This window comes from Streptomyces sp. SID5785, assembly GCF_009870065.1.
Taxonomy (GTDB): Bacteria; Actinomycetota; Actinomycetes; order Streptomycetales; family Streptomycetaceae; genus Streptomyces.
Genome location: NZ_WWIA01000168.1, coordinates 1 through 14,362 on the forward strand (window position 1 = coordinate 1; position 14,362 = coordinate 14,362).

The following is a 14,362-nucleotide window of genomic DNA, read 5'->3' on the forward strand; positions in this document are numbered from 1 at the left end:
GAGTGGGTGCCGGGGCCGTAGAAGTGCGTGGTCACGTGGCGGGCCCCGGCGCGGTGCAGGGCTCCGGCGAGGGCCTGGTTCTGCCGCGCGAAGTCCGTCTCGACGTCACTGGTGGCGCCCGGCGGGTCGAGCGGGCCCGCCGTGCCGTCGCCGCAGGACAGGTACAACGGCAGGTGCCTCAGCCTGCGGGCCAGGTAGTAGGGGTCGTGTGCCTGCCAGATCGCGCGCTGGGCGACCGGGTCGCCCCACACGCGCAGCGGGTCGTCCCCCTGTCCGGCGAAGTACCCCATGATCCGCCGGGCGGAGGAGTCGTCGAACAGCGGGTGCACGGAGCCGGAGAACGCGGCGGCCGCACGGAACATGCCGGGGTGGCGTGCCGCGTAGAGCAGCGCGCCCTGGCCTCCCATGGACAGTCCGGCGACGACGCGGTCGCTGCCCGCGCCCCAGTCGCGTTCGAGGAGTCGGCGCAACTCCTGGGTGTGGAAGGTCTCCCAGGCCGGGTCGCCGCCCTCGCCGCCGTTCCACCAGTCGCTGTACCAGCCGTTCCAGCCACCTTCGGGCATGACGACGAGTGTGCCGCGCAGGCTGTCGGTGGTGGCGACGTCGGTCTGGGCGGTCCACGAGGTGTAGTCGCCGCAGCAGCCGTGCAGCAGCCAGAGGGTGGGCCAGTGCCGGCCGCGGTCGGCCGGGTTCCAGCCGTCGGGGGTGAGCAGGCGCACGGTGACGGTGCGGCCGCCGAGGGCGGGTGAGCGCACGGACAGATCGACCTGGCGCTCGGCGACCCGGGTGACGGCGACGACCTCGGCCCCGCGGGCCGGAGCGGCGAGCGCCGGGACGGGGGCGAGCAGACACAGGAGGGCGACGAGCACGAGGACGCAGCGTCTCGCGCGGCGGGCGGGTGCGGTTTTGGTCATGGCGGCTCCCGGTGGCTGGGTGGTGGCGGCGGGGTCAGGGCAGGATCAACAGGGCGTCGCCGACGGGGCGTTCGCCGGTCGCGTCGGAGGGCTTGTTGATCACCGCGCCGTCGGTGACCATCGTGGTCGAACCGCCGCCGTCGAGGTTCACGGCGTCGCGCAGCCCGAGCGCGCGGGCCACGTCCGCGGCCTCCGGGACCGACAGGCCGAGGGAGTCGGTGGCGCGTCCGTCCGCGGTGACCAGGACCGTGCGGCCGGCGGCGTCCACCCCGGCGAGCGTGCGGGGGTTGCGCTTGTGGACCCAGCCGTAGTCAAAGCTCGGGTTGTCCTCCTGGATCATCCCGTCGGCCGCCGCGGTGACGTGCACGCGTCCGTCGCGGACGAGTTCGGGGCCGCCGTTCAGCACGCTGGTGCCGGGGGCGGGACGGAAGGCCCTGCCGTGCGCGTCGCGCAGCCCGGTGCGTACGCGCAGCCGCTGTCCGGGGGCCGCGAGGGCCCGCAGGTCGTCGACGAGGTCGCCGGTGGCCTGCACGGAGCTGCCGCCGTCGGGAAGCGGTCCGCCGCGCGGGTCGCGGACCTCGGTGACGCGTCCGTGCCGGTCGAGGACCGCCTCCGCGCCCGGCCCCGAGGGGGTGCGGGCGCCGAACTCCCGCGTGAAGGCGACCAGTTCGTCCGGGTCGGTGCAGGTCACGTCGTGCCGAGGGTGCGCGGTGGGGCGGTCGTCGGCGCTACCACCGCAGTTGCGGATCAGTCCGGGCACGCGGTCGACGCCGTCCAGCGGCAGGGTGCCGTGGCGGCCCTCGGCGCGGCCCTGCCAGGTCAGCCGGGTGATCTCGCTGCGCCGCCCCGAGTCGTGCACGACCAGCGCGGGGCGTCCGCCCACGGGTTCGCTGAGCAGCCGCCCGTCGTAGACGCCGACCCCGGCCGGGTCCCCGGGTGCGCCCGCGCGCGCGTCCAGGACGAAGAAGCCCGCGTTGACACCGGCGGTGGCGCCGGCGGCCGCGGCGAGCGCACTGGTCGTCTCGCGCTGCTCCAGGTCGGGACCGTACGAGGCCCGGAGCGTGCCCCGGAAGCGGTGCGGGTCGATCGTCAGCACGTCGATCCGCCAGGGGCCGCGGTCCCCGGCGTTCCCGTCCCAGCCGGTGTAGACGGCCGAGCCGGTGAATCCGGCGGCGCGCAACCGGGTGCGTTCCGCGTCCGCGGCGGCCTGTCCGTCGAAGGAGCCGACCCGCACGCGCCAGCCGAGGGTGCCCGCGGGGCGGTCGGCGAGGGCCACCGTCCTGATCCGCTCGGCCCGTGCGTCGAAGCCGTGCTCCCGCAGACCGGCGACCAGCAGATCGGCGCTGTCACGGTCGTTGACGGCGCTGGGCGGTGCGTCCGGGTCCGGTGAACCGGGACCGCCGGGGATCGACACCTCGACGGTCCACGGCAGGGCGGCGGCGTCGGCGCCGCGCACGATGCGGGTGAGGGTCACGCCGGGCTGGAGCGTACGCGTCGTCCGGGTCTCGGTGAGGCCGGGGGCCCCGAGCGGCAGGCCCTCGGAGGCGTGCGGGACGTCCCCGCGGGCCGGCCGGGAGGCGGAGGCGCTCGGGGCGGTGAGCGCTCCGAGCAGTGCCATGGCCGAGAGTGCGGTGCAGGCGCCGAGCAGTCGTCTCTTCACGTCTCCCCCTCGAACGGAACGCGGCCCCGGCACACGGTGGCGGGGCCCCGCCGCCCGCGTCAAGGCATGTGCACATCACGGCCGTTGCGGTTCACGCGCTGTTCGCCGGGCCGCCGCGTCGAGCAGCCGCCGTCGCTGTGCCGGGTCGCTCGCCGCGGCCACGGCGGCGAGTGCGAGGGCGCGGGCCGCGTCGAGCACGGCCGAGTCGGCACCGGGGCTCGTGCCGTACGCCGCGAACTCGGCCGTGTGCTGCTTCGCGCCCGCCGTGTCGTAGCCGATCGTCGGGTGGATGGACGGCACGAGCCGCGACACGTTGCCCATGTCCGTGGACGCCATCGTCTCGCCGTGCCGGGAGCGTGGTGCGCGGCCGAGCGAGCGGGCCGCCGCCGCGTAGGCGTCGGTGAGGAACGGGTCCTGCCGGAGCTCGGCGAAGTCCCTTCCGTGCGGCTCCAGTTCGAGCCGGGCACCGGCCGCGAGGGCGCCGGCCTCGAGGCACGCGCGGACCCGGTCGCGGACGACGGTGAGCTGTTCGAGGTCGGGCGCGCGAACCTCGTAGCGGGCGCGGGCCAGGTCGGGGATGACGTTGACGGCTCCGCCGCCGTGTGTGACGACGCCGTGCACGAGGGAGCCGGGGGGCAGCTGCTGGCGCAGCAGGCCGATCGCGGTCTGGGCGACGGTCAGGGCGTCCAGGGCGTTGACCCCTTCCCACGGGGCGAGCGCGGCGTGCGCGGGGCGGCCGTGGAAGGCCACGTCCCACGCCCCGACCGCGAGCGAGGAGGCACCGACACTGTCGTCGGGGGCGGCGTGCGCCATCATCGCGACGGCGACGTCGTCGAAGACGCCCGCGTCGAGGAGCAGCACCTTGCCGCCGATGTCCTCCTCGGCCGGGGTGCCGACGAGCCGGACCGTCAGCCCGAGCCGGTCCGCGACGGCGGCGAGGCCGAGGGCGGCGCCGACGGACGCGGCGCCGTTCACGTTGTGCCCGCAGGCGTGTCCGAGGCCGGGCAGCGCGTCGTACTCCGCGCAGAGCGCGACGACGAGGTCGCCGCTGCCGTACGAGGCCTGGAGCGCGGTCGGCAGTCCGGCGAGCGAGCGGGTGACGGTGAAGCCGGCCGAGTCGAGCAGGTCGGCGATGCGGGCCGCCGACCGGTGCTCCTGGAGGGCCGGTTCGGCGTCGTCGTGCAGGGCGTGGCTGAGCGCCGTGAGCTGTGCGGCGTGGGTGCGGACGGCGTCGAGCACGGCGTCGCGGGCGGGGTCGAGCACGGCGTCGCGGGCGGGGTCGGCGGCGGTCATGCCGGGTCTCCGTTCGGGGTGAGGGTCGCGGTGCGGTCCGGCAGCGGGGCGGCCGCCGGGGTGCTGCTGCCGCGGTAGACGAGGGCGGTGGCCGCGCCGAGCAGGGCGACGCCGGCGCAGGCGCCCCAGCTCCACAGGAAGCCGTCGAGCGCGATGTGGTGGCCCGCCCGGTGTGCGGCGAACAGGGCGCCGATGACGGCGGCGCCGATCGCGGCGCCCAGGGACAGGGCGAGTTCGTTGAGGCCGACGGCGAGGGCGGTCTGGTGCGCCGGCACGATCTCGGCGGACAGGGTCCGGGTGATGGACTCGAACAGACCGGTGGCCAGTCCGACCAGGAGCGCACAGGCCACGTACTGGGGCAGTGTGGCGTGGAAGAGGATCATCCCGAGGAAGCCGAGGGCGATCAGGCCGCCACCCAGGCCGAGGACCACGCGGTCGTCCGTGCGGCGGGCGAGCCACGGCGTCGCGGTCGACCCGGCGAAACCCGCGACGACCATGGCGAGGGACACCGTGGCGATGGTCTGCGGGCCGAGTCCCATGCCGTAACCGGTCGTGTCGGGATCGGCGCCCAGGAACAGGGCGTTGGCGCCGAGGAAGCCGATCGTGCCGAAGGACGCGCAGAAGGTGTGGGCGCTGACGACGGCGAGGCGGCGCTCGCCGAGCATCCGGACGTTGACCAGGGGGTGGGCGGCGCGCCGCTCGACCCGGACCCAGGCCGCGAGGACGAGGACGGCACCCGCGCCGAGGCCGAGGGTGCGGGGTGCGGCCCAGCCCCATGTGCCGCCCTGGGCGAGGACCAGCACGAGCGCGGTCAGACCCACCGTGAGCAGGGTGGCCGCGCCGTAGTGGAAGCGTCCGCCGCGGGGTCCGTCGCTGTCCGGCAGCGCGAGCCCCGCCGCGACGGCGAGTACGGCGACCGGGACGGCGGTCCACAGGCCGGCGACGGCGTGCCCCTCGCTGAGCGCGCCGGCGACGAGTCCGCCGACGCCGATGGCGATGAGGAGGGAGCCGACGAGCAGGGACATGCCGGTGCGGCCGCGCTCGGGGGCACGCGAGCGCAGGATGCCCGCGAGCAGCGGGAAGAACCCGACGACGGCTCCCTGGAGCACCATGCCGACCGCGAGCGTCACCGGTGTGGGGCGCAGCGCCATCAGCAGGGATCCCGCGGCGACCATGCCCAGCGCCACACGCAGCAGCCTGCGGTGGCCGTGCAGGTCGCCGAGGCGCGACAGCAGCGGGGTGAGCACGGCGAAGGCCGCCTGCGCCAGCAGGTAGAGGTTGTTCTGTCCGACCCCGTCGATGCCGAGCCGGGCTCCCAGCTCGGGCAGCAGGGGCGTGAGGTAGCCCTGGACGACGCCGCTGAACACGACGACGACGGCCATGGCGGCGAGCATGCCGCGCCCCGTGCCGACGCGGCCGACCGCGCCCGCTGGTGGGATCACCGGGACTGAGTTCACCGTGCACACCCTCTCTGGTGGCCTGAACCGAAAGTGCTGGCTACTGTGCTCGCCACGGCCGAAGCGGCCCGGAAACTCGAAGGAATCGTGCACGGCGAGGGCGGCATATGCGAGAAACGGTCATCAGCGAGCTGGATCTCGCCCTGGTGAACGCGCTGCAACTGCGTCCCCGGGCCGCCTGGGCCGAGCTCGCCACCGCGCTCGGGGTCACCGCGAGCACGCTGGCCCGGCGCTGGGACCGGCTGTCGGACGAGGGGCTCGCCTGGGTGTCGGCCACACCGGGCCGGGAGTTCTCCCGCACCCGGTGCTCCGCGTTCGTCCTGGTGCGCTGCCGCCCCGGCACCCGGAGGCGACTGGCCGAGCGGCTGTGCTCCTTCGAGGAGGCCGCGACGATCGAGCTGACCGCGCCGGGCAGCGCCGACCTTCTCCTCGACGTGCTGGCACCCGATCTTCCGGCGCTCGGCCGCTTCCTCACCGAGGACCTCGAACCGCTGCCCGACCTGGTGTCCGTCGACTGTCTCTTCGCGACGTCGCTCTACGTGGAGGGGAGCAGGTGGCGGCTGCGCTCCCTCGACCCGGCCCAGCTCACCGCGCTGGGCGCGGGCGGACCCGGCGGCCCGGAGGCCGTCCCCACGACCGGGCTGGACGCGGTGGACCGCGCACTGCTCGACGCCCTCGTGCGTGACGGGCGGCTCGGCCTGGCCGCGCTGGCCGCGCGGGCGGACAGCAGCCCCGCGACGGTGCGGCGACGGCTGCGGCGTCTGACCGACTCCGGGGTGCTCACCTTCCGCTGCGATCTCGCCGACCCGCTCGCGGGCCGTCCGGTGCCCGTCTCGCTCCTGGGGCGGGCTCCGGCGCGCGACACGGCGGCCGTGCACCGCACGCTCGCGGCGCTGCCCGAGTGCCGTCTCGTCGCGGCTGTCACGGGCGCGGCGAACATCTTCACCACGCTGTGGGTCCACGACCTCGGCGACATCCAGCGCCGCGAGACGGCGCTGTGCGCGCGCCTGCCGTCCCTGACGGTCACGGACCGCATCGTGGGGCTGCGCACGGTCAAGCGGATGGGTCATCTCCTGGCCGAGGACGGCCGTCGCACCGGGGTCCGCCCGATCCGTCCCTGGTAGGCGCGGCCCGGCTCACGGCTCCAGGATCATGAGGCTCCCCGGGTCGGGGTGCGGGGCGAACCCGGCGCGTGCGTAGACCTCGTGGGCGTCACGCGTGCTGAGCAGGACCCGCTTCAGCCCGTACGGGGCGAGGTGGTCGCGCACGGACGCGGCGAGCCAGGTGCCGAGTCCGGCACCGCGGTGGCCGGGGCTGACGTAGACGTCGCAGAGCCAGGCGAAGGTGGCGTGATCGGTGACGACGCGCGCGTACGCGATCTGGACGCCGTCCGCGTCGCACACGGTGAAGTTCACGGAGTTCCGCGCCGCCAGGGCGACCTTCTCGCGGCTGCGCCCGAGCGCCCAGAACGCGTCGGTGGAGAGCCAGTGGTGCACGAGGTCGAGGTCGACCAGAGCGGGGTCGGTGGAGAGCGTGCAGCCGTCGTCCCTGGTGTCGGTGGTCGCGGTCATGAGCCGCAGCATAGCCAGCACGCTTGGCTTTCCCAAGTAATTACTTGGCTTTCCCAAGTTGATGCTGGGTTCGCCGGCCGGAGCCGGGCGGCCCTCGGGCGTTCCGGGAACGCCGACCGCGTCAGCTCGCCTCGTCGAACGGCGTGATCCTGCGGTACGCCGCCCTGGCGTGCACGACCCGGGCGGTCGCCGTGCCCAGGATCGTCGCGCACAGCAGACAGGCCATCCACCCAGGATCGCGGTGGCCGGCCCAGGAGAGCTCACCGGCGGGCTCGGTGCCGAGGACGTTGAGGCAGATCCAGCAGAGCAGCGCCGTGCCGGGCGCGGCCGCGAACCTGCCCCTGCTGCCGAGGAGCGCGGCGAGCAGGGAGAGGGTGACCAGGGCGAAGCCGGTGCGGTCGAGCATGCCGCACACATCCAGGAGGATCACCAGCACGAACGCGGCCGCGTACGCGACGGTCCAGATCAGCGGCGTCGCCCAGGGGTCGGGGACCTGCCGCACCCCACGGCTCATCCAGCGCCACTCCACCATCATGGGCTCCCTCCCGCGCACCGCGTCGATCCAGGCTCGGCCCCGCTCGCGCGGCCGCCGCCCCTCAGGAACGCTACCGCTCCCCCGGAGCTTCCCCGGCGCCGGGCGGCGACCGCGGCCAGCGGCGGACCCGGTGCCGGGTCCGCTCCGGCGGTCGCCGACGGCCCGCGCGATGCGGAGAGTACCGCCGAGTAGGATCACGCTCGTCCGGTCGCCCCGCCCCGCCGGACGAGCGTCCCGCCCCGAACCGTGGAGAGTGCCGTGCCCGCAGCCCATCGCATCCAAGTCGGTTCCCTCGTCCCGGACTTCACCCTGCTTGACGAGACCGGCACGCCGACCTCGCTGAGCACGCTGCTGGCCGACGGGCCGGTCGTGGTGTTCTTCTACCCGGCGGCGATGACGCCGGGCTGCACGGCGGAGGCCTGCCACTTCCGTGACCTGGCGGCCGAGTTCGCCGCCGTGGGCGCCCGCCCGGTCGGGATCAGCGCCGACGCGGTCGAGCGGCAGGCCGAGTTCGCGGGGAAGCACACGCTCGGGTTCCCGCTGCTCTCCGACCCGGAGGGCGAGGTGCGCGGCCTCTTCGGCGTCGCCCGCGGCTTCGGACCGCTGCCCACCAAGCGCGCCACGTTCGTCATCGGCACCGACCGACGGGTGCTCGAGGTCGTGCGCAGCGAGTTCCGGATGAGCACACACGCGGACCGCGCGCTGGAGACCCTGCGCGCGGCCCGCTGACGGACGGCGGTACGGCTACTTCCTGTTGCGGACCAGCAGATAGAGGAAGTAGGGCGTGCCGATCGCGGCCGTCATGAGTCCGGCGCCGAGCTGGGCCGGCGCGATCACCGTGCGGCCCAGCAGGTCGGCGCACGTCACCAGGGTCGCGCCGAGCATCATCGCGACGGGCAGCACCCGCACGTGGCGCCGGCCGACGAGGGCGCGGGCCGCATGCGGGGCGATCAGCCCGACGAACCCGATGGTGCCCGCGGCGGCGACGGCCGTGGCACTCAGCAGCACCGCGAGGACGAGGAAGCCGAGACGGCCGCGCCCCAGGTCCATGCCGAGCAGCCGTGGGGTGTCCGCGTCGAGCGAGACGAGGTCGAGCTCGCGCCGCCGGGCCACGGCGACGACGGCGCCGATCACCAGGACGACCGCCACCGGCAGGACGTCGGCCTCGGTGCGCCCGTACGTCGAACCGGACAGCCAGATCAGGGCCTTGGTCGCGCTGAACCGGTCGGTGAGCACGATGAGCAGGCTGATCAGGGCCGCCGTGGCGGTGGAGACGCCGATGCCGACGAGCACGAGCCGGTTCTGCGGGAACCCGCCCTTGGCGGCGAGGCCGAACACGACGCCGGAACTGACCCCGGCTCCGGCGAAGGCGGCCCCGGCGATCGCCCAGGCCGGGGCGCCGGGCGCCGTGGTGACGAGCAGCACGGCGCCGAGCGCGGCGCCGCCGGACACGCCGAGGACGCCGGGTTCGGCGAGCGGGTTGCGGGTGACGGACTGCACGAGGGTGCCGGCGAGCGCGAGCGCGGCGCCCGCACAGAGCGCGGCGAGCACGCGGGGGACGCGGGTGTCGAGGACGAAGGTGATCGCCTGACCGGCCTGGCCGCGCGCCCAGTTGGTGACGTCGCCGAGCAGCAGCGTGCTGTCGCCGACGAGGACCCCGGCGACGGTCACGCCGGCCAGCACGGCGGCCAGGACGACGACGGTGGCGGTGAACGCGGCGCGGCTCGGGATCCGCAGCCGGTCCGGCGCCGCGGCCGCGTCCCCGTCGCGGACGCGCAGCGCCATGACGACGAGGAAGACCGCGCCGACGAGGCTGGTGACGACGCCGGTCGGCACGGTGACCGCGGTCTCGGCCGAGGTCACCGCGCGCAGCGCGACGTCGGAGCCGAGCACGAGTGCGGCGCCGGTCAGACCGGCGACGGGGATGCGGTGACGGTGCCGGGTGAACGCGCGCACCCGGCGGGACAGCAGCCGGGCCAGCGCGGGCGCGCACAATCCGACGAAGCCGATGGGGCCCGCGAGGGTGACCGCGGCGGCGGAGAGCAGCGCGGCCAGGGCGACGGCGGTGAAGCGGGTGCCGCGCACCGGGACGCCGAGCCCGCGCGCCGCGTCGTCCCCGAGGGCCAGCGCGTCGATGCGGCGGGCCAGCAGGAGGAGTCCCGCGAAGGCGGCGAGGACGACGGGCGCCATCCGGGTCACGCCGTCGAAGCCGTTCTGGCTGATGCTGCCCTGGCCCCACTGGTAGAGCCCGTCGGTCTGTTCGGGGAACAGCAGCTGGAGCGCCTCGGTGAGGGCGTTGAGCCCGAGCATGAGGGCGCTGCCCGCGAGGACCAGCCGGACACTGCCCGCGCCGCGCCCGGCGAGGCCGAGCACGACGGCGGCCGCGGCGAGGCCGCCCACGAAGGCGGCGCCGGACGAGGCGAGCAGCGGCACGCTGATCCCGGTGACCGTGAGAACGCCGATCGCCAGGTAGGACCCGGCGTTGACGGCCAGCGTGTCGGGTGCGGCCAGGACGTTGCGGCTGACGGCCTGGAGCACGGCGCCGGCCGCGCCGAGGGCCACGCCGACAAGAATGCCCGCGACCATGCGCGGCAGCCGGGAGGCGACGACGACGGACGCATCGCCCTCCCCGGCCCGTCCGACGAGCGCCCGCCAGACCTCGCCGGGTCCGACGGACGCGGTGCCCTGGGTGATGTCGACGACGGCGAGCGCGGCGACCAGGAGCACGAGCCCGGCCGTCACCGCGACCGCGCCCGTCAGGGACGCGGCCGTACGCTCCGGCCGGGCGGTGGTGGGTGCGGTGACGGCCACGGCGCTACTTCGTCAGGGACGCGACGACGGCGTCGATGTACTGCTCCATCGACTTGGGGCCGCCGAACATCCAGATGCCGTCGTCGAGCCGGTGCACGTCGCCCGACTTGACGAAGGCGAGGGAGTTCCAGACGGCGTTGTCGGCGAGTTCGTTGGTGAACACGTTGGAGCTCTTGTCGTCCTTGTTGCCGATGTAGGCGAACTGGACGTCCTTGCCGAGGCCGGTGAGGCCCTCGACGTCGGTGTTCGCGAGGCCGTAGTCCTTGTCGCCCTTCTGCTTCCAGGCGTTCTTCAGGCCGAGGTCCTCGTTGACGGCGCCGATGAGGGAGCCGCTCGTGTAGGCGCGCAGGGTGACCTGGTTGGAGGCGGCGTAGCCGTCGGCGAACGCGATCTCGCTGCCGTCCCTGCCGGCGTCGGCGATCGCCTTCCTGCCCTCGGCGAGCTTGGCCTCGTACTCCTTGTGGAGCGTCTTGGCCGCGTCCTCGGTGCCGGTGGCCTTGGCGATGACGTCGACGGTGTCCATCATCTGGCCGACCTGGTCCGCGGCGTCGGCGGAGCGCACCTGGAGGACCGGGGCGATCTTCTTCATCTGTTTGACCGCGGACGCCGACAGGTCGGTGGTGGTGACGATGAGGTCGGGGGTGAGCCCGGCGAGGGTGTCCATGCTCGGCTCGCCGCGGGTGCCGATGTCCTTCGGCGCCTTCTTCAGCGGGGCGGCGGTGTCCCAGGCCGTGTAGCCCTTGACATCGGCGACGCCCACGGGATCGACGCCGAGGCTGACGAGGGACTCGACGACGTTCCACTCGGTGCCGACGACCTTGGTGGCGGGGCGGTCGAGAGTGACCTTCGCGCCGCCCGCGTCGGTGAGCGTGATCTTCTGCGACTTCGCGTCGGCCGAGTCCTTCGCGGGCTCGGAGCTGCCGCAGGCGGACAGGAGGAGGGCCGCGGTGACGGCGGTGGCCGCGGCGACGAGGGAGCGTCTCATGACGACGTGTGGAGCCTTTCGCTTCTGCTGTGGTGACGGCCTATCGCGCGAGTGCGCAGCCGGCCGGTGAGGGGGTCGGTGTCGACGTCGATGCGGATGCCGTACGTCTCGGAGAGCAGTTCGGGCCGCAGGACGTCCTCGGGGTCGCCCTCGGCGACGATGCGCCCCGCGTGCAGCAGGGCGATCCGGTCGGCGACGGCGGCGGCCTGGTCGAGGTCGTGCAGGACGACGCCGACGGCGATGCCGCCGTCGTCGGCCAGGTCGCGCATGAGGTCGAGGAGTTCGATCTGGTAGCGCAGGTCCAGGTAGGTGGTCGGCTCGTCGAGGAGCAGGACGCCGGTCTCCTGGGCGAGGCAGCCGGCGAGCCAGACGCGCTGGAGCTGGCCGCCGGAAAGCTGGTCGACGCCGCGGTCGGCGAGGCCGTCGACCCCGGTCAGGGCCAGCACCCGGTCGACGACGGCGGTGCCCTCGGGGTCGGTCTGTCCCCAGCGCCCCCGGTAGGGGTAGCGGCCGAACTCGACGACGTCGCGCACCGTCAGGCCGCCGGGGGTGGGCCGCGACTGTGTCAGCAGGGCGACCCTCCGGGCGAACTGACGGGACGTGAGGCCGAAGCCGTCCGCGGCGTCGGCCGTGCCGGAGTCGAGGGTCAGGGTGCCGTGCCGGGGCCGCTGGAGCCGGGCCACCGTGCGCAGCAACGTGGACTTGCCACTGCCGTTGGGGCCGACGAGGGCGGTCACTTCACCGGGCTTCAGGACGAGGGCCGCGTCGTGCACGACGTCGACGCCGTCGTACGACACGGTCACGTGCGCGGCCGACAGTTCGTGACCGCGCGGACGTGGGGCGCTGCCTGCGCGTTCACCAGATCTCACGCGCCGAAGGTTAGCCTAACCTAACCGCACACGGAACCCGGGGTCCGATGAGCTCCTTGCCACCGAGGCACGTAATTGAAGTTTCATTCAACATTTTGTTTATGATCGCGGAACCCTGCCACCCGTCGGAGATCCGCATGCCCACGCCCCCGTCCGCCACGCCGCGCCCGCACCCCCTGCACGTCCTGCGCACCACCGCCTTCGCGATCGGTGCCCTGCTGATCCTCGTGGGCGTCGGGGTCCTGCTCCACCAGCCGCTCCTCATCCCGCCGCTGGCCGCGAGCGCCGCCCTGGTGCACGGGGCACCCGGACTGCCGATCTCACAGCCGCGCAACCTGCTCGGCGGCCAACTCCTGTCGGCCGCCATCGGATTCGGCACACTCGCGGCGATGGGGAGCAACGGCTGGGCCGCGGCGGTCGCCGCCGGCCTGTCGCTCGGGGCGATGATGCTCACCCACCTGTCCCACTCCCCCGCCGCGGCCACCGCCGTGATCGTGGTGCTCCAGGCGCCGCACCCGCAGACCTTCCTCCCGCTCCTGGCCCTCGGCACCGCCCTCCTGGTCGCGATCGGGCTGCTCCCGGGACGGGTCGGCGCCCACCCCGTGCGGTACCCGCTCAGCTGGTGACCTCGCGCGCGACGCGCGCCACGACGGGATTCACGCCAAACAGGGCGCGATTTCCACGCATCCTGCGCGCGTCGCGGCCGACTCGGCCCCACGGTCGCGATCGCACAGCTAACCTCCCTCTTGACCTTGGCTTGACCATTCATTGGCGTGTGCTTGACGCAGCGCCCATCGGGGAGGACCACATGTTCCGAGGTGAACAGGCCCGGCCGGCCAGAGCGCAGGACTCCATAGGCGCCCCGGCGCCCTCCTCCCGCGTCCCGTACACCCGTTCACACCCGCACATTCCGCCGGTCCGGAGGTGGGGTCCTTGCTGACCGGACCTACGCTCCGGCACGATCTGACCGCTTCCCTCGTCGTGTTCCTCGTCGCCGTGCCCCTGTGCGTGGGGGTCGCCGTCGCCTCGGGCGTCCCCGCCGAGCTCGGGCTGATCACCGGCATCGTCGGCGGACTCGTCACCGGCGCGATGCGCGGGAGCAGCCTCCAGGTGTCGGGCCCGGCAGCGGGCCTGACCGTGCTCGTGTACGAGGCGGTGGACACGTTCGGGCTGCCCGCGCTCGGTGTCGTCGTCCTCTCGGCAGGGCTGCTGCAACTCGCCATGGGCGCGCTCGGAGTCGGCCGCTGGTTCCGCGCGATCTCCGTGTCGGTCGTCGAGGGCATGCTCGCCGGCATCGGACTCGTCCTGATCGCGGGCCAGTTCTACGCGCTCGTCGCGGCCGAGGCCCCCGCATCGGGGCCCGCCAAACTGGCCGGGATCCCCGGCGCCCTGGCCGACGCGCTCGGCGACCCGCGCGCCTCGTCCTCCCTGGCGCTCGGCGGCGGCACGCTCCTGCTGCTCGTGCTGTGGCCGCGGCTGCCCCGGCGGCTGCACGTGATCCCGGGACCGCTGGCCGCCGTGGGGCTCGTCACCCTGGTGACGGTCGTGAGCTCGGCCCCGGTGGCCACCGTGCGGGTCTCGGGCCTGCTCGACGCGGTCCAGCCCCCGCCGCCCGAGGCGTTCGGGGGCCTTCTGGGACCCGAACTGCTCGGCACCGTCGTCGCGTTCACCCTGATCGCCTCGGCGGAGTCGCTGTTCAGCGCGGCGGCGGTGGACCGGATGCACGACGGGCCCCGGACCGCGTACGACAAGGAGCTGATGGCGCAGGGCGCGGGAAACACCGTGTGCGGTGTCCTCGGCGCCCTGCCCATGACGGCCGTGATCGTCCGCAGCGCCGCCAATGTGCAGGCGGGCGCACGCACCCGGGCCTCCCGCGTGCTCCACGGCGTCTGGCTGCTGCTGTTCGCCGCCGCGCTGCCCGGAGTCCTCGCCCTCATCCCGGTCCCTGCGCTCGCCGGTGTCCTCGTGCACGCGGGCGCGAAGCTCGTCCCCGTGCGGTCGATCGCCCGGCTGTGGCGCGAGCACCGCGGGGAGGCCGTGGTGCTCGGCGTCACCGCGGTGTCGATCGTGACGGTCGGGATGTTCGAAGGCGTCCTGGTCGGGCTCGGTCTGTCCGTGGCCAAGACGGCGTGGGACGCCTCGCAGGTCAAGGTCGACGTCACGGACAAGGGCGCGGGCCCCGTCCAGGCGCGGATAACGGGGAACGCGACGTTCCTGCGACTGCCCGCGATCCTCGACACCCTGGAGGCGCTGCCGCAGGACCGCCC

13 protein-coding genes are annotated in these 14,362 nt (G+C 74.4%); 4 read left to right on the forward strand and 9 right to left on the reverse strand.

From position 1 onward, the window contains the following. The 4 genes from GTW43_RS04950 to GTW43_RS04965 form a co-directional block, all read right to left on the reverse strand. A partial coding sequence (locus GTW43_RS04950; protein WP_161300385.1) for an alpha/beta hydrolase family protein occupies window positions 1-914 on the reverse strand: 914 nt, incomplete at its 3' end. A gap of 34 nt (window positions 915-948) precedes the next feature. Next, window positions 949-2,574, reverse strand: coding sequence for a phosphodiester glycosidase family protein (locus tag GTW43_RS04955; RefSeq protein WP_161300386.1), 1,626 nt, complete (start codon window positions 2,572-2,574; stop codon window positions 949-951). A 75-nt stretch (window positions 2,575-2,649) separates the two neighbouring features. Next, the gene (locus GTW43_RS04960) at window positions 2,650-3,867 is read right to left on the reverse strand and encodes a M20 family metallopeptidase (protein WP_161300387.1); all 1,218 of its coding nucleotides are present in this window, start codon (window positions 3,865-3,867) and stop codon (window positions 2,650-2,652) included. Continuing rightward, complete coding sequence (locus GTW43_RS04965; RefSeq protein ID WP_343245904.1) at window positions 3,864-5,324, reverse strand: MFS transporter; 1,461 nt, start codon at window positions 5,322-5,324, stop codon at window positions 3,864-3,866. The genes GTW43_RS04960 and GTW43_RS04965 overlap by 4 nt, the downstream gene beginning before the upstream one ends. 107 nt (window positions 5,325-5,431) lie before the next feature. Between GTW43_RS04965 and GTW43_RS04970 the strand changes: the two genes are divergently transcribed. Beyond that, window positions 5,432-6,448 (forward strand): Lrp/AsnC family transcriptional regulator, encoded by a 1,017-nt coding sequence (locus GTW43_RS04970; protein WP_161300388.1) that lies wholly within the window; start codon window positions 5,432-5,434, stop codon window positions 6,446-6,448. 12 nt (window positions 6,449-6,460) lie between these two features. Here the strand turns inward: GTW43_RS04970 and GTW43_RS04975 are convergent, their stop codons facing one another. Together GTW43_RS04975 and GTW43_RS04980 are read right to left on the reverse strand one after the other, a co-directional pair. Then, window positions 6,461-6,895, reverse strand: coding sequence for a GNAT family N-acetyltransferase (locus GTW43_RS04975; protein WP_161300389.1), 435 nt, complete (start codon window positions 6,893-6,895; stop codon window positions 6,461-6,463). A gap of 121 nt (window positions 6,896-7,016) precedes the next feature. Further along, window positions 7,017-7,409: a hypothetical protein gene (locus GTW43_RS04980; protein WP_343245905.1), complete on the reverse strand. Its 393-nt coding sequence runs from the start codon at window positions 7,407-7,409 to the stop codon at window positions 7,017-7,019. 279 nt (window positions 7,410-7,688) lie between these two features. Between GTW43_RS04980 and GTW43_RS04985 the strand changes: the two genes are divergently transcribed. Then, window positions 7,689-8,159 (forward strand): peroxiredoxin, encoded by a 471-nt coding sequence (locus GTW43_RS04985; RefSeq protein ID WP_161300390.1) that lies wholly within the window; start codon window positions 7,689-7,691, stop codon window positions 8,157-8,159. A 15-nt stretch (window positions 8,160-8,174) separates the two neighbouring features. On the opposite strand, the gene GTW43_RS04990 is transcribed toward GTW43_RS04985, so the two are convergent. The 3 genes from GTW43_RS04990 to GTW43_RS05000 are packed head-to-tail and all read right to left on the reverse strand — an operon-like array spanning window position 8,175 to window position 12,095. Then, window positions 8,175-10,241, reverse strand: a complete 2,067-nt coding sequence (locus GTW43_RS04990) for an iron ABC transporter permease (protein ID WP_161300391.1) — start codon at window positions 10,239-10,241, stop codon at window positions 8,175-8,177. Window positions 10,242-10,245: 4 nt separating this feature from the next. Next, window positions 10,246-11,226, reverse strand: coding sequence for an iron-siderophore ABC transporter substrate-binding protein (locus GTW43_RS04995; RefSeq protein ID WP_161300392.1), 981 nt, complete (start codon window positions 11,224-11,226; stop codon window positions 10,246-10,248). Continuing rightward, complete coding sequence (locus GTW43_RS05000; RefSeq protein ID WP_161300393.1) at window positions 11,223-12,095, reverse strand: ABC transporter ATP-binding protein; 873 nt, start codon at window positions 12,093-12,095, stop codon at window positions 11,223-11,225. Before GTW43_RS05000 ends, GTW43_RS04995 begins: the two co-directional genes overlap by 4 nt. Window positions 12,096-12,196: 101 nt before the next feature. Between GTW43_RS05000 and GTW43_RS05005 the strand changes: the two genes are divergently transcribed. Then, on the forward strand, window positions 12,197-12,721 hold the full coding sequence (locus tag GTW43_RS05005; protein ID WP_237536411.1) for an HPP family protein: 525 nt from the start codon (window positions 12,197-12,199) through the stop codon (window positions 12,719-12,721). A 307-nt stretch (window positions 12,722-13,028) separates the two neighbouring features. Further along, on the forward strand, window positions 13,029-14,362 hold a 1,334-nt coding region (locus GTW43_RS05010; protein ID WP_202501053.1), incomplete at its 3' end, for a SulP family inorganic anion transporter.

What these genes read in the sequence shown, in the direction of transcription:
- GTW43_RS04960 (WP_161300387.1), bottom strand. Translation starts at nt 3,867, where the DNA reads ATGACCGCCGCCGACCCCGCCCGCGACGCCGTGCTCGACCCCGCCCGC.
- GTW43_RS04970 (WP_161300388.1), top strand. Translation starts at nt 5,432, where the DNA reads ATGCGAGAAACGGTCATCAGCGAGCTGGATCTCGCCCTGGTGAACGCG.
- GTW43_RS04975 (WP_161300389.1), bottom strand. Translation starts at nt 6,895, where the DNA reads ATGACCGCGACCACCGACACCAGGGACGACGGCTGCACGCTCTCCACC.
- GTW43_RS04980 (WP_343245905.1), bottom strand. Translation starts at nt 7,409, where the DNA reads ATGAGCCGTGGGGTGCGGCAGGTCCCCGACCCCTGGGCGACGCCGCTG.
- GTW43_RS04995 (WP_161300392.1), bottom strand. Translation starts at nt 11,226, where the DNA reads ATGAGACGCTCCCTCGTCGCCGCGGCCACCGCCGTCACCGCGGCCCTC.
- GTW43_RS05005 (WP_237536411.1), top strand. Translation starts at nt 12,197, where the DNA reads ATGATCGCGGAACCCTGCCACCCGTCGGAGATCCGCATGCCCACGCCC.